The organism is Pseudomonas knackmussii B13, from assembly GCF_000689415.1.
Classification (GTDB): Bacteria; Pseudomonadota; Gammaproteobacteria; order Pseudomonadales; family Pseudomonadaceae; genus Pseudomonas; species Pseudomonas knackmussii.
On sequence record NZ_HG322950.1, the window covers coordinates 885,606 to 903,639 of the forward strand.

Consider the following 18,034-nt stretch of genomic DNA (forward strand, 5'->3'; position numbering starts at 1 on the left):
ATTACCTCAGCGATCCTGCATGGCCTTCATCGCCCTCGGCATCAACCACAAGACAGCTTCCGTGGCCGTCCGCGAGCGCGTGGCGTTCACGCCCGGGCAGATGGTCGAGGCCCTGCAGCTGCTGTGCCGGCTCACCGCCAGTCGCGAGGCGGCGATCCTCTCCACCTGCAACCGCAGCGAGCTGTACCTGGAGCTGGAGCATCCGCAGGCCGAGGACGTGCTGGCCTGGCTCGCCGACTATCACCGCCTGAGCCTGGACGAGCTGCGCCGCAGTGCCTATGTGCACGAAGACGAAGACGCCGTACGGCACATGATGCGCGTGGCCGCCGGCCTCGATTCCATGGTCCTGGGCGAGCCTCAGATCCTCGGCCAGATGAAGTCGGCCTACGCCGTGGCGCGCGAGGCGGGCACCATCGGTCCGATGCTGGGGCGCCTGTTCCAGGCCACCTTCAGCACCGCCAAGACCGTGCGCACCGACACCGCCATCGGCGAGAACCCGGTATCCGTGGCCTTCGCAGCGGTCAGCCTGGCCAAGCAAATATTCGCCGACCTGCACCGCAGCCAGGCGCTGCTGATCGGCGCCGGCGAAACCATCACCCTGGTCGCCCGCCACCTGCACGAGCAGGGCGTGAAGCGCATCGTGGTCGCCAACCGCACGCTCGAGCGCGCCAGCCTGCTGGCCCAGGAGCTGGGCGCCGAGGCGATCCTGCTGGCCGACATGCCCGAGTACCTGGCCAAGAGCGACATCGTCATCAGCTCCACCGCCAGCCAGCTGCCGATCCTCGGCAAGGGCGCGGTGGAGACGGCGCTCAAGCAGCGCCGGCACAAGCCCATGTTCATGGTCGACATCGCCGTGCCGCGCGATATCGAGCCGGAAGTCGGCGAGCTGGAGGACGTCTATCTCTATAGCGTCGACGACCTTCACGAAGTGGTCGCCGAGAACCTGAAGAGCCGCCAGGGCGCGGCCCAGGCTGCCGAAGAGCTGGTCGGCGAGGGCGTCCACGAATTCATGGTGCGTCTGCGCGAGCTGGCCGCAGTCGACGTGCTGCGCGCCTACCGCCAGCAGGCCGAGCGCCTGCGCGACGAAGAGCTGCAGAAGGCCCAGCGCCTGCTGGCCAATGGCGGCGACGCGGCCGATATCCTGGCTCAGCTCGCCCGCGGCCTTACCAACAAGTTGCTGCACGCCCCCAGCGTGCAGATGAAGAAACTCTCCGCCGAGGGCCGCATCGACGCGCTGGCTCTGGCCCAGGAACTGTTCGCCCTCGAAGAGGGCAGCGAGAAGCGATGAAAGCCTCACTGCTGACCAAGCTGGACACCCTCAGCGACCGCTATGAGGAGCTCACCGCTCTGCTCGGCGATGCCGAGGTGATCAGCGACCAGACCAAGTTTCGCGCCTATTCCCGCGAATTCGCCGAAGTCGAGCCGGTGTTCCTGGCCTTCCGCGATTTCCGCAAGACCCAGGCCGACCTCGAGGGCGCCCAGGCGCTGCTCAAGGACAGCGACCCAGACCTGCGCGAGATGGCCGAGGAAGAAGTCGCCGACGCCAAGGCGCGCCTCGCCGAACTGGAAGACCGCCTGCAGCGCATGCTGCTGCCCAAGGACCCCAACGACCACCGTAACGTGTTCCTGGAAGTCCGCGCCGGTACCGGCGGCGACGAGGCGGCGATCTTCTCCGGCGACCTGTTCCGCATGTACTCGCGCTACGCCGAGAAGCAGGGCTGGCGCCTGGAGATTCTCTCGGAGAACGAGGGCGAACACGGTGGATATAAAGAGGTGATCGCCCGCGTCGAAGGCGACAACGTCTACGCTAAGCTCAAGTTCGAGTCCGGTGCGCACCGCGTGCAGCGGGTGCCGGCCACCGAATCCCAGGGGCGCATCCACACCTCCGCCTGCACGGTGGCGGTGTTGCCGGAGCCGGACGAGCAGGCCGCCATCGAGATCAACCCGGCCGACCTGCGCGTGGACACCTACCGCTCCTCCGGCGCCGGCGGCCAGCACGTGAACAAGACCGACTCGGCCGTGCGCATCACCCACATCCCCTCGGGCATCGTGGTCGAGTGCCAGGAAGAGCGCTCGCAGCACAAGAACCGCGCCAAGGCCATGGCCTGGCTGGCGGCCAAGCTCAACGACCAGCAGCAGGCCGCGGCGCAACAAGCGATCGCCAGCACGCGCAAGCTGCTGGTGGGCTCGGGCGACCGCTCCGAGCGCATCCGCACCTACAACTTCCCGCAGGGCCGGGTCACCGATCACCGCATCAACCTCACCCTCTATTCCCTGGGCGAGGTCATGGAAGGCGCGGTGGAGCAGGTGATCGAGCCGCTGCTGCAGGAATACCAGGCCGACCAACTGGCCGCCCTGGGAGACTGAGGCGCCATGGCTACCATCATGACCCTGCTTGCCGAGGCGCAGCTGCCGGATTCGCCGAGCGCGCGCCTGGACGCCGAGCTGCTGCTCGCCGCCGCCATGGGCAAGAACCGCAGCTTCCTGCGTACCTGGCCGGAGCGGCTGGTCGACAGCGAAGCGCACGAGCGTTTCGATCGCTGGCTGGAACGTCGTCGCGCCGGTGAGCCGGTGGCCTACATTCTCGGTCGCCAGGGCTTCTGGAGCCTGGACCTGGAAGTCGCGCCGCACACCCTGATTCCCCGCCCGGGCACCGAGCTGCTGGTGGAAAGCGCGCTGGCCCTGGTACCGGCTAGCCCGGCCCGGGTGCTCGACCTCGGCACCGGCACCGGTGCCATCGCCCTGGCCCTGGCCTGCGAGCGCCTGAGCTGGCAGGTGCTGGGCGTAGACCGCATTCCCGAGGCCGTGGTGCTGGCCGAGCGCAACCGCGAACGCCTGCGCCTGAGCAACGTCGCCTTCCGCCAGAGCCACTGGTTCTCCGCCGTCGAAGGCGAGCGCTTCGCACTGATCGTCAGCAACCCGCCGTACATCCCCAGCAGCGATCCGCACCTGGGCGAGGGCGACGTGCGCTTCGAGCCGAAGAGCGCGTTGGTCGCGGGCGCCGATGGCCTCGACGACATCCGCCTGATCGCCCGGCAGGCACCGCAGCATCTGGATGCCGGCGGCTGGCTGTTGCTCGAACACGGCTACGACCAGGCGGCAGCGGTACGCGACCTGCTGGTCCAGAATGGTTTCGTCGAGGTCGAGAGTCGTCGCGACCTCGGCGGCCACGAACGCATCACCCTGGGACGCCTGCCATGCTGAACGACGAAGAGCTGCTGCGTTACAGCCGTCAGATCCTCCTGCCGCAGATCGACATCGACGGCCAGCTGCGCCTGCAGCAGGCGCGCGTGCTCATCGTCGGTCTCGGCGGTCTGGGCTCGCCGGTGGCGCTGTACCTCGCCGCTGCCGGCGTTGGCGAGCTGCACCTGGCGGACTTCGACAGCGTCGACCTGACCAACCTGCAGCGCCAGGTGGTGCACGACAGCACCCAGGTCGGCCGCAGCAAGGTCGACTCGGCCATCACCCGCCTGCAGGCGATCAATCCGCAGGTGAAGCTCGTCGCCCATCGCCAGGCGCTCGACGAGGACAGCCTCGCCGCGGTGCTGGCGCAGGTCGACCTGGTGCTGGACTGCTGCGACAACTTCTCCACCCGCGAGGCGGTCAACGCTGCCTGCGTGGCCGCCGGCAAACCGCTGGTGAGCGGCGCGGCCATTCGTCTCGAAGGCCAGCTCTCGGTGTTCGACCCGCGCCGCGAAGACAGTCCCTGCTACCACTGCCTCTACGGCCATGGCAGCGAAGCCGAGCTGACCTGCAGCGAAGCGGGCGTGGTCGGGCCGTTGGTGGGCCTGGTCGGTAGCCTCCAGGCCCTGGAGGCGCTGAAGCTGCTGGCCGGTTTCGGCGAGCCGCTGGTGGGCCGCCTGCTGCTGATCGATGCGCTGGGCACGCGCTTCCGCGAGCTGCGCGTCAAGCGCGATCCGCAATGCCCCGTGTGCGGCGGGCGGCATGCCTGACTCGCGGCCGATCGGGGTTTTCGACTCCGGCGTCGGCGGCCTTTCGGTGCTGCGCGAAATCCGCGCGCGCCTGCCCAGCGAATCGCTGATCTACCTCGCCGACTGCGGCCACGTGCCTTACGGCGAGAAGACTCCCGAGTACATCCGCGAGCGCTGCCGGCGCATCGCCGATTTCCTCATCGCTCAGGACTGCAAGGCCCTGGTGCTGGCCTGCAACACCGCCACCGCCGCGGCGGCCGGCGACCTGCGCGAGCTCTACCCACAGTTGCCGATCCTGGCCATGGAGCCGGCGGTGAAGCCAGCGGCTGCCGCCACCCGCAGTGGCGTGGTCGGCGTGCTGGCGACCACCGGCACGCTGAAGAGCGCGCGTTTCGCCGCTCTGCTCGACCGCTTCGCCAGCGATGTGCGCGTGGTCACCCAGCCCTGCCCGGGGCTGGTCGAGCGCATCGAGGCCGGCGACCTGAGCGGCCCGCAGACCCGCGAACTGCTGCAGGGGTTCGTCGCGCCCTTGCTGGCCGAGGGCTGCGACACGCTGATCCTCGGCTGCACGCATTACCCCTTCCTGCGTCCGCTGCTCGGCCAGATGCTGCCGCCGGACGTGACCCTGATCGACACCGGCGCCGCCGTGGCTCGTCACCTGCAAGCCTCGCTGGCTGCGCGTGGACTGGAAGCCTGCGAGCCGGCCGCCGCCACGCGATTCTGGACCAGTGGCGACGTGGAGCAATTGCGCAAGGTGCTGCCGATCCTTTGGGGCTCCGAGGCGCCCGTCAGTCCTTTCATGGATTGAGTATCGGGGCGCATACGCGCCGATAGCATTTTGCTGACATTTCGTAAGAAAAGTCCGACGATCGCTCTTATAATCTTTGGCTATTCGCGGGGATTTTTCATTCAACGATTCCATAAGGATTTATCTGATGAAGAAACTGCTCTCGCTGGCCCTTTTGGCCGCACTGGTTGGGGGTGCAACTGCCGTTGCACAAGCCGCAGATCTGACAGTGGCAGCCGGGGGCACCGGGCAGGGCGATCCGACCCTGCGCCTGGGGGTTGGCTTCGACTGGGACAAGACCTGGTGGGACAGCGGCACTGGCCACCTGACTGGATACTGGGATGCCGGCTATACCTACTGGGCCGCCGGCTCCTTGGCGGGGGCCCGTCATTCGCTGTCTTTCGCCCCGGTCTTCGTCTATCAGTTCAGCGGCGGCTCGGTGCAGCCCTTCATCGAAGCGGGCATCGGTGTGGCCGGGTTCACCGGTCACCAGGTCGGTGACCATGACCTGGGCAGCTCCTTCGCCTTCGAGGACCGCCTGGGCTTCGGCGTGAAGTTCGCCGGCGAGCAGAAGGTCGGCGTGCGCGCCATCCACTATTCCAACGCCGGGCTGTCGCAGCCTAACGAAGGCATCGAGTCCTATAGCCTGTTCTATAGCTTCCCGCTGTAAGGCCGATCCCTCAGAAGAAGGCCGGCCCAATTGGCCGGCTTTTTTGTTTCCGCTGTCCCCCTGTAGGAACGAGCCTTGCGCGCGGATCGCGGCTATGGGCCGCTCCTACAAAAGGCAGCGTGTCATTCGCTCTTGGGGAGTTCGCGGAAGGCGCGCAGCACTCGTTCGCGGCTGGCGCCCAGGTCGAGCATCGGTGCCGGATAGTCGACAGCGGCGAACAGGCCGAGGCTGGAGGGCTCGTGGATGGCGTCGTCGTCCAGGTGCGCCAGTTCCGGCAGCCATTGGCGCAGGAAGCGACCGTGCGGGTCGAAGCGACGCGACTGCGCAATCGGGTTGAACAGGCGGAAGTACGGTGCCGCATCGGTGCCGGTGGAGGCGCTCCACTGCCAGCCACCGTTGTTCGCCGCCAGGTCGCCGTCGATCAGATGGCGCATGAACCAGCGCTCGCCTTCGCGCCAGTCGAGCAGCAGGTTCTTGCTGAGGAACATGGCGCTGAGCATGCGCAGGCGGTTGTGCATCCAGCCGGTTTCCAGGAGCTGGCGCATGGCGGCGTCGATGATAGGGAAGCCGGTGCGCCCCTGCTGCCAGGCTTCCAGGTCCGCTGCCGCCTTGCGCCAGGGCAGGGCTTCGGTGTCGACGCGGAATGCGCGGCCGCGGCTGACGCGCGGGAATCCGACCAGGATGTGCTTGTAGAACTCGCGCCAGAGCAGCTCGTTGATCCAGGACACGGCGCCAGCGTTGCCGGTTTCGAACTCGCCCAGGTTGTTCGCCAGCGCGGCGTGCAGGCATTGGCGGGGCGACAGCACACCGGCGGCGAGGTAGGGCGAGAGGCGGCTGGTGCCGTCCAGGTCCGGACGGTCGCGGACTTCCTGGTAACGCTTGAGCTCGTCTTCGGCGAAGGCCTCAAGACGCGCCAGTGCTTCGTTTTCACCGGCAGGCAGCACTCGGCTGCCTGCGCGGCAGTGGGCTCGAAGCCTGCCAGGCTCTGCGGCAGAGGATCACTCGGAACGCCCAGTGGTTCCTGTGCGCGCGGCGCCGGCAGGCAGCCGGGCAGGGCGGTGGCCAGGCGCTGGTAGCAAAGCTTGCGGAACTGGCTGAACACCTGGAAGTAGCCACCGGAGCGGGTCAGCAGGGTGCCGGGGGCGAACAGCAGTTGATCCAGGTGACTGTGGAAACCGATACCGGCTTCGGCCAGGGCGTCGCGCACCGCCTGGTCGCGGCGGCTCTCGTGGATGCCGTATTCCTCGTTGACCCGCACGGTGCCGATGTCGTGCTCGCGGCAGACATCCAGCAGCGCCCGGGGCGCATGGCTCCAGTCCGGCGCGCTGCGCAGCAGCAGTGGGATGTTCAGGCGCGCCAGGTCCTTCTGCAGCACGCGCAAGTTGCGCAGCCAGAAGTCGACCTTGGTCGGCGAGTCGTCGTGGGCGCGCCATTGTTCCGGGCTGAGCAGGTAGAGGGCGATCACCGGTCCCTGTTCGGCGGCGGCGTACAGGGCGCTGTTGTCTTGGCTGCGCAGGTCGCAGCGCAGCCACACCAGTTGGCGCTTCATGCCGGGCCTCCGTGCAGCAGGCCGAGGTCTTGCAGCAGGCTGCGTGCTTGAAGCGGGTCCTCGGCCAGGTGCAGTTCGGCCTGGCCGTTGCTGCGCAGGTCGGCGAGTTCATTGAAGTGGATGGTTACCGCTGCGCCGGCGAGGATCACCGGGCAGCGTTTGTCCGCGAGCAGGCGGTTGAGCTGCGCCGGCGGCAGCGACTGGTCGGAGTAGAGCAGCAGCGCGCGGGGCAGCAGTCGCTCTTCCGCCAGGGTGAGTTCGCCGATCGGCAGCGGGCCGTCGAGCACCCGCACGGGGCAGCCGGCGCTGCTGGCCAGCCAGGCGCAGAGCCAGTGGCCGGTTTCCAGCGGGTGTGCGGACTGGTTGATGAGCAGCAAGGGCGCGCCGTGCTGCTGGCGGTTGTAGTGATACAGCCGGCTGCCCAGCTTGCTGCGTAGCCAGGAGTGATAGAACAGGTTCTCCAGCGTGCTGCCGAACTGCCCCTGCCAGCGCTGCGCGAGTTGCTGCTGCAGCGGCAGCATCAATCGCTCGCAGAGGGTCTGTACCGGGTAGATCGCCAGGGCGCTGTTGAAGAGTTCGTCCAGGCGGCGTTCGTCGACCTGGATGACCGCCTCCAGGCAGTGCCGCAGCAGTTCGCCCCAGGGCGAGTTGTCTTCGGGCAGCGCGGCGGGTGCAGCGTCGTCGAGCAGCGCGCGAACCTTGCTCACCGCCACGCCGCGCTCCAGCCAGGTCAGTGCCTGGCGCACGCGCTCGACCTGTTCGCTGGAGTACAGCCGGTGGCCCTTGGCGGTTCGCCGGGGCACCAGCAGGCCATAGCGGCGCTCCCAGGCGCGCAGGGTCACAGGGTTGACGCCGGTGAGCTTCGCCACCTCGCGAATCGGCAGCCATCCTTCCGCGAGCGCTTGCCGGTAGTCCGCGGTGGCGGGTTCGTGTTCTTCAGATTGCATTGCGCAGCCCCAGTGCTTCGGGATGAGGTTTCAGATAGGCCTGCCGTGCGATGTAGGGATGCGGATGCAGGCGGAAATGGTGTTTGAGCAGGGTAAGCGGGACTACCAGCGGCACCACCCCCAGGCGGTACTGCTCGATCACGCCGAGCAGCTCGAACTTGTCTTCGTGGGTCAGCACGGCCTTCAGGTAGCCGGCCAGGTGCTGCAGTACGTTGGCGTGGCTGCCGCGGGAAGCGCAGCGGCTCATGGCCTGGCTGAACGCGAGGTAATAGCGCGGGCCGAATTCAGCCGGGTCGTGGGCGCCGATCTGCGCCAGCCAGTGGCCGAGCTCGGCGTACTGGCGCGGGTGATGGGCGAGCAGCTGGTACTTGTAGCGGGCGTGGAAGTCGAGGATGCCCTTGCGTGTCAGTCCGTCGCGCAGCAGCGCCAGCCATTCCAGGTGGGCGAACACGCGGGTGAGGAAATTCTCGCGCAGCTGCGCATCATGCAGCCGGCCTTCCTCTTCGACCGGCAGCTCCGGGCGCGCCGCGCAGAATGCTTCGGCATACAGGCCACGGGCTCCGGGGGGACGGTATTGTCCTTTGTCGTCATAGAGGCGCACGCGGTGCAGGCCGCAGGAGGGCGACTGCTGCATGAAGATGTAGCCGCCGAGGTCGTCGAGATGGGCTGCCTGCTCCGCGCCATAGCTGCGCAGGGCGTGGCTGTGATCCTGCGCATCGTCCCGGCTGTTCACCGCGCGCGGTGCCGCTGGCTCGCCGACCAAGCGGATCGGCTGGCGCGGCACGCCCAGGCCGATGGCCATTTCCGGGCAGAGCGGGACGAAGTCGAAATGCTGGCTCAGTACATCGAGGCAGAGCGACGAGCGCTTGTGTCCGCCGTTGTAGCGCACGGTACTGCCCAGCAGGCAGGCGCTGATGCCAAGGCGGGGGCGGCTGGGAGGATGCATGGCGGCGAATCCTGTACGCGTGATGGATCTTGTACAGCTATTGCGTTCAGGATAGGCATAACCTTGTACAAGAGCAATGCCTTGTACAAGGTTTGGGCGGTGGGTCAGATGTGTTCGAGCAGGCGGCGGGCGGCTTCCAGTCCGCTCAGCCAGGCGCCTTCGACGCGTCCGGAAAGACACCAGTCGCCGCAGGCGTAGATGCCCAGGTCGGCATCGTTCAAGGCGCCGAGTTGCCGTGGTTCCAGCGGCCGGGCATACAGCCAGCGGTGCGCCAGGGCGAACACCGGCGCCGGCACCGCGCAGCCGATCATCTCGGCGAAGGCACCGTAGAGGTGTTCGATCACTTCTTCCTTGGGCTTGTCGATGTTCTGCCGGCTCCAGCTGCTGCTGGCGTGCAGCACCCAGGTGTCCATGTGCTCGCTGCGCCCGGGTTTGCAGCGGTTGCTGGCCATCCAGGTGAGCGGACCTTCCTGGATGAAGCAGCCTTGCACCGGCGTCTGCAGCTGTTCGGCGAACCCCAGGGCGACGGCCCAGGTCGGTTCCATGGCGATGCTCGCAGCGGCGGCGGCGAGCTTCGGCGCGCTGGACAGCAGGGCCGCAGCCTGGGGCGCTGGCGTGGCGATCAGGACATGGCTGAACGGGCCGTGGTTCTGCCCCTCGGAATCCTGCAGTTGCCAGTGCTGTTCTCCACGGAAAACTTCAGTGATGCGGCAGGAGAAGGTCACTGGCAGGTCGTGCAGCAGTGCGCGGGTGATGGCGCTCATGCGCGGCGTGCCGACCCAGCGCGGCTGCTCGTCGGGCGAAGGACTCAGCGCGCCGTCGCGGTACTGGTAGAGCGCCGGGTCCCATTCCTCGACCCAGCCGGCGTCGCGCCATTTCTGGATGGCGTCGAGGAAGCGTCGATCGCGGGCGGTGAAGTACTGCGCGCCGAGGTCGAGGTCACCGGCCTCGCTGCGCTTGCTGGCCATGCGGCCGCCGCTGCCGTGACCTTTGTCGAACAGCCGGACTTCCTGTCCGGCGTCGAGCAGGGCGTGGGCGGCGGACAGTCCGGCGATGCCGGTGCCGATGATGGCGATGGGGGCGCTCATGACATGCCTCGTGGGTTGTTGAATTCAGGTTAGCGAGTCGAACAATCTTGTACAATCGGTTTTGTTTGTATAATTGCACCGCTTGCCACTCGGTTCGCTGCCGGCAATCAGCGCACCGCACATTCGGCCCTCCCGTCGAGAAGTGCGGCGCCCTTTCCGGCTCTTACAGCGTAGACCCTCGGCACTGTCCGGCAGGTGTTCCAATGCAAGCGTCGTTCCCTCGTCCAGACTGATGGTAGGGATTGTCCTGATGGAAAGGAGTGGGCCATGCATATCCTCTTGACCGGCGGTACCGGCCTGATCGGCCGCCGCCTGTGCCGCCCGTGGAGCGCCGCCGGCCATCGGCTGACGGTGCTCAGCCGGCATCCCGAGCGGGTCGGCTCGTTGTGCGGCGAAGCGGTGCGCGGCATCGCCAGCTTCGAGGCCTACGGCGACGAGCCGCTGGACGTCGTCGTCAACCTGGCCGGCGAGCCCATCGCCGACCGTCCCTGGACGCCACGGCGCAAGGCTCTGCTGTGGGACAGCCGGGTGCGCCTGACCGAGCGTCTGGTCGAGTGGCTGGAAGGCCGCACCCAGCGCCCGGAGCTGCTGATCAGCGGCTCGGCGGTGGGCTGGTATGGCGATGCGGGGGAGCGTCCGCTGGACGAATTCAGCTCGGCGGCCGGCGAGGACTTCGCCAGCGAACTGTGCCTCGCCTGGGAGCAGATCGCGGTGGAAGCCGAAGCGCTCGGCATTCGCGTGGTGCGCCTGCGCACCGGCTTGGTGCTGGCGCCGGAGGGTGGCTTCCTCAAGCGCATGCTGCCGGCGTTCCGTCTGGGCTTGGGCGGCCAGTTGGGCAGCGGTCGGCAGTGGATGTCCTGGGTGCATATCGAGGACATGCTCGGGCTGATCGATTTTCTCCTGCACCAGAGCCAGGCCAGCGGTCCGTATAATGCGTGCGCGCCGCAACCGGTGCGCAACCGCGACTTCACCCGGGCGCTGGGCCAGGCCCTGCACCGGCCGACCTTCATGGCGGTGCCGGGGTTCGTCTTGCGCCTTGCGCTGGGCGAGCTTTCGCTGTTGTTGCTGGGGGGCCAGCGGGTTGCGCCAAAACGCCTGCTGGAAGCCGGCTTCGTGTTCCGTTACAACGATCTGCCGGCGGCCCTCGCCGATGTCCTCGGACAACGCTGAGCGGCCGCCTCGACTCCTCGATTAAGGACCTTGCATGACCCTGAATGCGCTGCTGTTGGTCAACCTGGGCTCGCCGGCCTCGACACGGGTGGAGGACGTGCGTCGCTATCTCGACCAGTTCCTCATGGACCCCTACGTGGTCGACCTGCCCTGGCCGCTGCGCCGCCTGCTGGTGTCCCTGATCCTGCGCAAGCGCCCGGAAGAGTCGGCGCACGCCTATTCGTCGATCTGGTGGGACGAGGGCTCGCCGCTGGTGGTGCTCAGCCGCCGGCTGCAGCAGGTGATGCGCAAGCACTGGACCCACGGACCGGTGGCGCTGGCGATGCGCTACGGGCAGCCGTCGATCGAGAACGCGTTGCTCGACCTCTATGCCCAGGGCGTGCGCCAGGTGACCTTCGCACCGCTCTATCCGCAGTTCGCCGACAGCACCACCACCACGGCCATCGAGGAAGCGCGCCGGCTGATCCAGACGCTCAACCTGCACGGCATGTACTTGCAGGTCCTGCCGCCGTTCTACGCCGAGCCGGAGTACCAGCAGGCTTTGCTGACCAGCGTACGGCCTTATCTGGAGCAGCCCTACGACCACCTGCTGCTGAGCTTCCACGGCCTGCCAGAGCGGCACATCCGCAAGCTGGTGGGCGACCCCAGCCACGACCTCACTGCCACCAGCAGCCGCAACATGCGCCCGGAAGTCCTGGCGCTGTGCTACCGCAGCCAGTGCCTGCGCACCGCGGAAATCTTCGCCGAGAAGGCCGGGCTGGAAAAAGGACGCTGGTCGGTGTCCTTCCAGTCGCGCCTGGGCAAGGCCAAGTGGATCGAGCCCTATACCGAGGCGCAGTTGGAAGCGTTGGCTAAGCAGGGTGTGAAGCGCCTGCTGGTGATGTGCCCGGCGTTCGTCGCCGACTGCATCGAGACGTTGGAGGAAATCGGCCAGCGCGGCCGCGAACAGTTCATCGCCGCTGGCGGCGAGGAACTGGTGCTGATCCCCTGCCTGAACGACCAGCAGGCCTGGGCCATCGCCCTGGGCCGCCTCTGCGAGCGCCTGCCCGAGCCGCTCTGAGACCGGTCGCTCATTAGCCGGAGGGCGCCGCGCGCATTCACCTACCTGATAGTGAGCGCGCCCGTCCGCATCCCTTGCCTAAGCTGGACCCTCTCCCCATCGCTCGCGCCGCGCTGGCGGCGAATCAGGAGTCCGGCATGCACAACAACAATAATGGCTACCCCTCCAGCGCCGTGGCCTGGTCCACGGTGGCGATCCTGATGATCGCCTACGTCCTGTCGTTCATCGACCGGCAGATCCTCAACCTGCTGGTCGGGCCGATTCGCCGCGACCTGGCGATCAGCGACACGCAGATGAGCCTGCTGATGGGCTTGTCCTTCGCGCTCTTCTATACGCTCTGCGGCATCCCGCTCGGGCGCATGGCCGACAGCCGTAGCCGGCGCGGCCTGATCACCTTCGGCGTACTGGTGTGGAGCGCCATGACCGCGGCCTGCGGCCTGGCCCGGCAGTACTGGCAGTTCCTGGCGTTCCGTGTCGGCGTCGGCGTGGGCGAGGCGGCCTTGTCGCCGGCGGCCTATTCGCTGATCGCCGACAGCTTCCCCGCGCAGCGCCGCGCCACGGCCATCAGCGTCTACTCGATGGGCATCTATCTCGGCTCCGGGCTGGCCTTCCTGCTCGGCGGCCTGGTGATCAAGTTCGCCTCGGCGCAGGGCGACCTGCACCTGCCGGTGCTTGGCGACGTGCGTCCCTGGCAATTGATCTTCCTGGTGCTCGGCGCCGCCGGTGCGCTCTTCACCCTGCTCATGCTGGCAGTGAAGGAGCCCCAGCGGCGTGGCGTTGGGGCCGGGGTCGAGGTGCCGATGCGCGAAGTCGGCGCCTACCTGCGGGCCAACCGTCGCACGGTGATCTGCCACAACTTCGGCTTCGCCTGCATCTCCTTCGCCAGCTACGGCAGCGGTGCCTGGGTGCCGACCTTCTTCGTCCGCACCTACGGCTGGGACGCCGGGCACGTCGGAGTGGTGTACGGCAGCATCGTTGCAGTGTTCGGCTGCCTGGGCATCGTCTTCGGCGGCCGCCTGGCCGACCGCTGGGCCAAGCGCGGGCGCAGCGACGCGAACATGCGGGTCGGCCTGCTGGCTGCCTGCCTGGTGCTGCCGCTGTCGCTGATCTACCCGCTGCTGGACAACGCCAACCTGGCCGCCGCCTTGCTGGCGCCCACGGTGTTCTGCCTGAGCATGCCGTTCGGCGTGGCCCCGGCGGCGATCCAGGAGATCATGCCCAACTCGATGCGCGGCCAGGCCTCGGCCATCTACCTGTTCGTGGTCACCCTGTTCGGCCTGGGCGTCGGCCCGACCGCGGTGGCGCTGGTCACCGACTTCGTCTTCCACGACGACATGGCCCTGCGCTACTCGCTGCTGATCGTCACCAGCGTGGCCCTGCTGGCGGGCGTGGTGTTCCTCGCCAAGGGCCTGAAGCCCTATCGCCAGAGCCTGGAGCACCTGAAGAGCTGGAGCCTGCAGCGCGAGGCCGGGCAAGACGGCGACGCGCTGCAACGGCAGCCGGCGTGAGCCTCAGCGCCAGCAGTCGCTGACGCTGCCGGTGCCGCTGCTGCCTTTTTCGCCTGTGGCGGTCAGGGTGAGCTGAGTGCACTTTTCATCGGTGAAGGTTGGATTGGCGGCGAGGCTGTAGCCGCCATCGCTTCCGCTGCTGCTGACCGCGAGGGTGTAGAGCCCGGTTGGCGAGGTGACCGTGCTGCCGTTGGTGCCGGTGAGGTTCAGGTTGGCCACGGCGGACTGATCGGTGACATAGCCGGAGCTCGGGTTGAGTGCGTACCAGCGCTCTTCCTGGGCGGCGGCCTGGTTGAGCAGGGCCTGGCCTTCCGCGCGCTTGCCGCGCAGCACGTATTCCACGTAGCTCGGATAGGCGATGGCGGCCAGGATCGCCACGATCACCGTGACCACCATCACTTCCAGCAGGGTGAAGCCACCCTCGCGTCTTTGCTCGTTCATTCCTGTTCCTTGATGTTCAGCCAGTTGCGCCGACCGGATGCCGCGCTGCTGGTGGCCACGTCCACGCAGCCGTTGCTGCCGCAGACGTTGACGTCGCTGCTGGTCGAGCTGGTGTTGCTGAGGGTGAAGCCGCCTTTCAGGCCGTTCATCTGGATGCCGGAGACGACACTGCTGTTGTAGAGGTCGCTGTCGTCCACCACGCCGTCCTTGTTCAGGTCCAGCGTGGTGAAGTCGGTGGCCCCGCCGGTATACGGATCGAGCGTCATGAGCCAGGTGGTGACGCCGTCCGCGCAGGGGTCTTCGTTGGGCGTGAGGGTGCTGGTGAGCAGCACGCCGGCGGTGACGTAGGGATTGTTGACCACCATCTCGCCGGTGCTCGGCAGGTCGAGGTACCAGCCGTACTTCGAGACGTTGCCGCTGCTGTCGTACCAGGTGACATCGTTGTCGCTGACCGTTCGCACCGTCTGGGTGACCGCCGTGCCGTTGTTGTCGAACGAGGCAGTCACTTCGCTGGTGCTGATGGTCTGCTGCTGCAGCTTGCTGCGGCTGAGCGTCGGCGTGCTGCTGGTGCTTTCGCCGGCGGTCTGCCGATCCCAGATGCCGTACAGGCTCATGGCCTTGGTGGTGTTCGGGTCGGCGTCGTCGGACTCGATGTACTTGCCGGTGCCGAACTCCACGAGGTAGCCGGTGCCGGAGCTGTGCTTGACCAGGTAGGGCGCAGTGGTTATCGGCTGCACCTGGCCGGACGCGGTGGTCGCGGTGTACAGCGGCGTGCCGCCGAAGGAGACCTTGAAGCTGCCGGCGGTGGTGCTAGCCGTCAGGCTGCCCGCGCCGATCAGGTCGAAGCGCCAGAGGTTGCCGTGAAGGTCGCCGGCGTAGACGTAGTCGGTGACCAGGTCGCCGTTGATGTCGGCGGCGCGCGGCGTCGCCAGGCCATTGGCGGTGGTCGTGCCGTCGCTGGCGGTGAGCGCCTTGATCAGGCTGCCGTCCTTGACGTCCATCAGGTAGAGCACGGCCTTGTCGTTGGCGCCGTTGTAGCCGTTGCCGAGGATCACCGCCCAGGTGCCGTTGTGCAGCAGGCTGATGGTCGGGCGCGAGTAGGTGTAGCCCAGCTCGCTGTAGTCGCTGTCGCTGTAGCTCTTCTCCCAGAGCAGCTTGATGTTCGCCGGGTCGGTGATGTCCAGCGCGAACAGTGCCCGTCCGCCGCCACGCAGGGTGCCGACCAGGACGGTGTGCCAGGCGCCGCTGAAGTAAACGTCGGCGGTCACTGGCGAGCCGTCCACGTAGTACTGGTGCGTCTTGCTCGTGTAGCTGCTGTCGCTGAGCTTGTAGAGGTTGCTGACCACCGCGCTGGGCACGTAGGCGAAGACTTCCTTACCGTCGCCGTCGAAGGCGTGCAGCATGCCGTCGTTGGCGCCGACGTAGATCCGCGTCGCGCGTGCGCTCCAGGTGTCCTTGAAGGTCGTGTAGGAAGTGTCCGTGCTGCCGAGCGTGGCGTTCATCAGCGAAGACAGGCGGTTGGGCGCGCCCACCAGTACCGGCGAGGAGTCGATGATGTCGCCGAGCACGCTGCTGCGCGTGCGGAACAGGCTGCCCTCGTTGCTGCGATCGCCGCGCAGGAAGGCGACGCGCTTCTCGCCATTGCTGTCGATGACTCCCGCGTAGGTCTTGTTCAGCGTGGTCTGCTGGGCGCTGCTCAGGTTGCTCCAGGTGAAGTCCTTGAGCCCGGTGGTGCTGCCGCTGCTGGCCATATTCACCACGCGGGTGGAGTAGGCGCTATTTCCGCTGCCGTAAATGGCGTCGAGCTCATCCTTGGCGCTCCACACCTGGGTCTGGGTGCCGGCGGTGGTGTCCTGCTGGTACTTGATCAGGTCGCCGCTCCAGTCGGCGCTGTTGAACTTCGGCGTGTAGCTGTAGAGCGCGCTGTCAGTGGTGCTGCTATCCGAGTCGAGCAGGGGCGAGCTGGTCAAGGCCGGGCTGGCGCCGGAGTCTTCGCGTTGCGAGATGCGGTTGACGACGTTCTGCAGGGCTTCTACCAGTTCGCCGGGCGAGTCGACGCTGAAGAACTCGCCACGCGAATCGATCGCGGCATGCCACAGGTCGTAGACATTGTTGGCGCTGCCGGAGCTCGCTGCCGGCCAGTTCAGGGTGCCGGCAACGAGCTTGTCGTAGTCGCCGGAGTAGGTGTCGCCACCCCAGGCCGGGTTGGTCAGGCTGGTGGTCAGGCCGAGGCCGACGAAGTAGCTGACCATGTGCTGCCAGGTCGCCGGGTCGTTCTTCGGGTTCCAGTACTGGGTGGTGGCGTTGCTGTTGCTTTCGGCGACATAGGCCGGCACCTCGTTGGCGATGTTCGGTTGGGCGTCGGTCGCCCAGTACTTGAACGCCAGGTCGGCCAGGGTGTTGGAGGTGCTGTCCTTGTAGGGCGCGCGTGGCGTGTAGGACTGCCCGTCGGGCAAGGTCTGGGTGGCGTTGTCGTATTCGCCATGGCTGCCGGCGGTGTTCCAGATGCCGTCGGTCAGGGTGATGCCGTAGCTGGCGCGGCAGCTGTACAGCGGGGTTTCGCTGGAGCCGATGGAATAGGCATAGGGGCTGTACTTGCCGGTCAGGCTCAGCAGCGCGCCGACGCGGTCGACTGCCGCGAGCAGCGGGGTTCCCTGGTTGAAGTAGATGTCGCCCAGCCACTCGAAGAACTGTGCCCGGTGGGTGCCGGAGAAGGTCCCCAGGCGGTTGTCGTAATAGGTGGTGCTGGTGTTGCTCAAACCCCGGCAGTTGTAGCTGGAGGTGTAGGTGCTGCTGGTGATGCAGGTGTCGCTGGTGCCCAGTGCCTGCCAGCTCAGGCGGGCGTTATCCGGCAGCGAGGCGAAGGCGATGTTGGCGCCGGACTGGGTGGCCAGCTCGCGGTTGCGATAGAAGCTGTACCAGTTGGCGAAGTTCTGCCGTTCGTCACCGCCGCTGGGGCTTGAGGTGGAGGAAACGTTCACCAGCTTGTAGCAGTTGTCGTCGTTGGTACTGGCCGTACATCCACTCAGGCTCGAGTCATAGACGTAGTAGTACGCCGGCACGGCAGTGGTTGTGCGGTCGCTGGTCTTGACGGTGGTGGTGGTAACCGGTGTGGAAGTGGTGGTGACGGTGACCGTGTACTTCTTGTTGTTGCCGTTGCCGGACGATGTGCACTTGATGTTCGAGTAGCTCGTGGTCGTGGTGGTGCTCGTCGTGGTGGTCACTCCATTGCTGGTACTGCTGGTCGACGACGTGCTGCTAGTGCTGCTGATATTGGCAGGGCAACTGCTGGCGCTGGTGCTGTAGCTGACGTTGCTGGTCACAGTGCTAGTGCCGGTGCTGCTGCTGCTCGTAGTGCTCGAACCGAAGTCCGCCGAAGGGTTGGCTGCCAGGTAGTAGACCTTGCCCGTTCCGCTGTATGAGGTGTAGCCGGTATAGGTCCAGTAGGTGCTGTCGGTGGTCGCGCGGGCGGTGTCGTATTCCCAGCTGACCATGTATGCCGAACTGAGGTCGAGGCTGCCCTTGCTGGTTTTGAAACCGTTGACGTATGCGGCGGTGAAGCTGGTCGTCAGCGGGGTGTAGGTCATGCTGCCGTTGCTGTAGGTGACGCTGTACGGTGCCTGATAGGTGACGTTCGGGTTGTAGTACAGCGGGTTGAACGTGGACGACTTGGCGCGTCGGCTGGTGCGCACCTGGTCTGCCGTATAGCCGTTGAAGGTCGAGCCCGTGGCCGGGTTCAGCCCGTCCGGGGCGAAGGACCAGCGCATGCTGTTCGAGTTGTCGAGGGTCACCATGATGTTCGGCGCCACGCCTTCTGTGAGGAACAACGGCTGCTGGCTAAGAGTGAGAGTGGCGGCGTCGGTCGGGTTGGCCACAGCGAGCAGGAGGCCGCCGAGCAGGGGCGGCAGCCAGGGCAGGGCGAGGCGTCGATTCACG

General features: G+C 66.9%; 14 protein-coding genes and 1 pseudogene. 9 read left to right on the forward strand and 6 right to left on the reverse strand.

Annotated elements, in window-relative coordinates; all coding sequences use genetic code 11:
* Positions 1-19: 19 nt before the first annotated feature.
* From hemA to PKB_RS04285, 6 genes are all read left to right on the forward strand, one after another.
* Positions 20-1,288, forward strand: a complete 1,269-nt coding sequence (gene hemA / locus PKB_RS04260) for a glutamyl-tRNA reductase (RefSeq protein ID WP_043249282.1) — start codon at positions 20-22, stop codon at positions 1,286-1,288.
* Positions 1,285-2,367: a peptide chain release factor 1 gene (gene prfA, locus PKB_RS04265; RefSeq protein ID WP_043249284.1), complete on the forward strand. Its 1,083-nt coding sequence runs from the start codon at positions 1,285-1,287 to the stop codon at positions 2,365-2,367. The genes hemA and prfA overlap by 4 nt, the downstream gene beginning before the upstream one ends.
* A gap of 6 nt (positions 2,368-2,373) precedes the next feature.
* Positions 2,374-3,204, forward strand: coding sequence for a peptide chain release factor N(5)-glutamine methyltransferase (prmC, locus tag PKB_RS04270; RefSeq protein WP_043249285.1), 831 nt, complete (start codon positions 2,374-2,376; stop codon positions 3,202-3,204).
* Complete coding sequence (locus tag PKB_RS04275; RefSeq protein ID WP_043249286.1) at positions 3,198-3,953, forward strand: molybdopterin-synthase adenylyltransferase MoeB; 756 nt, start codon at positions 3,198-3,200, stop codon at positions 3,951-3,953. The genes prmC and PKB_RS04275 overlap by 7 nt, the downstream gene beginning before the upstream one ends.
* Complete coding sequence (gene murI / locus PKB_RS04280; protein WP_043249287.1) at positions 3,946-4,740, forward strand: glutamate racemase; 795 nt, start codon at positions 3,946-3,948, stop codon at positions 4,738-4,740. Before PKB_RS04275 ends, murI begins: the two co-directional genes overlap by 8 nt.
* A 127-nt stretch (positions 4,741-4,867) precedes the next feature.
* Positions 4,868-5,389, forward strand: a complete 522-nt coding sequence (locus PKB_RS04285) for an acyloxyacyl hydrolase (RefSeq protein ID WP_043249288.1) — start codon at positions 4,868-4,870, stop codon at positions 5,387-5,389.
* Between the two features lie 122 nt (positions 5,390-5,511).
* Here the strand turns inward: PKB_RS04285 and phrB are convergent.
* The 4 genes and pseudogenes from phrB to PKB_RS04305 form a co-directional block, all read right to left on the reverse strand.
* Positions 5,512-6,938: pseudogene (phrB, locus tag PKB_RS04290) on the reverse strand (deoxyribodipyrimidine photo-lyase).
* A complete protein-coding gene (locus PKB_RS04295; protein ID WP_043249290.1) occupies positions 6,935-7,885 on the reverse strand; it encodes a MerR family transcriptional regulator in 951 nt (316 codons plus the stop codon). The pseudogene phrB and the gene PKB_RS04295 overlap by 4 nt, the downstream one beginning before the upstream one ends.
* Positions 7,875-8,831: a YbgA family protein gene (locus PKB_RS04300; RefSeq protein WP_043249294.1), complete on the reverse strand. Its 957-nt coding sequence runs from the start codon at positions 8,829-8,831 to the stop codon at positions 7,875-7,877. Before PKB_RS04300 ends, PKB_RS04295 begins: the two co-directional genes overlap by 11 nt.
* Before the next feature lie 104 nt (positions 8,832-8,935).
* Positions 8,936-9,919 carry an NAD(P)/FAD-dependent oxidoreductase gene (locus tag PKB_RS04305; protein WP_043249297.1) on the reverse strand — a complete coding sequence of 328 codons (984 nt, stop codon included), beginning with the start codon at positions 9,917-9,919 and terminating at the stop codon, positions 8,936-8,938.
* 267 nt (positions 9,920-10,186) lie between these two features.
* Here PKB_RS04305 and PKB_RS04310 point away from each other — a divergent pair, with 267 nt between their 5' ends.
* From PKB_RS04310 to PKB_RS04320, 3 genes are all read left to right on the forward strand, one after another.
* Positions 10,187-11,089 (forward strand): TIGR01777 family oxidoreductase, encoded by a 903-nt coding sequence (locus PKB_RS04310; protein WP_043249300.1) that lies wholly within the window; start codon positions 10,187-10,189, stop codon positions 11,087-11,089.
* A gap of 34 nt (positions 11,090-11,123) precedes the next feature.
* A complete protein-coding gene (gene hemH, locus PKB_RS04315; RefSeq protein WP_043249302.1) occupies positions 11,124-12,149 on the forward strand; it encodes a ferrochelatase in 1,026 nt (341 codons plus the stop codon).
* A 137-nt stretch (positions 12,150-12,286) separates the two neighbouring features.
* Positions 12,287-13,657 (forward strand): spinster family MFS transporter, encoded by a 1,371-nt coding sequence (locus tag PKB_RS04320; protein WP_043249305.1) that lies wholly within the window; start codon positions 12,287-12,289, stop codon positions 13,655-13,657.
* Between the two features lie 3 nt (positions 13,658-13,660).
* Here the strand turns inward: PKB_RS04320 and PKB_RS04325 are convergent, their stop codons facing one another.
* Positions 13,661-14,098 (reverse strand): type IV pilin protein, encoded by a 438-nt coding sequence (locus tag PKB_RS04325; protein WP_043249307.1) that lies wholly within the window; start codon positions 14,096-14,098, stop codon positions 13,661-13,663.
* The gene (locus tag PKB_RS04330) at positions 14,095-18,033 is read right to left on the reverse strand and encodes a pilus assembly protein (RefSeq protein WP_052355174.1); all 3,939 of its coding nucleotides are present in this window, start codon (positions 18,031-18,033) and stop codon (positions 14,095-14,097) included. Before PKB_RS04330 ends, PKB_RS04325 begins: the two co-directional genes overlap by 4 nt.
* Position 18,034 lies beyond the last annotated feature (1 nt).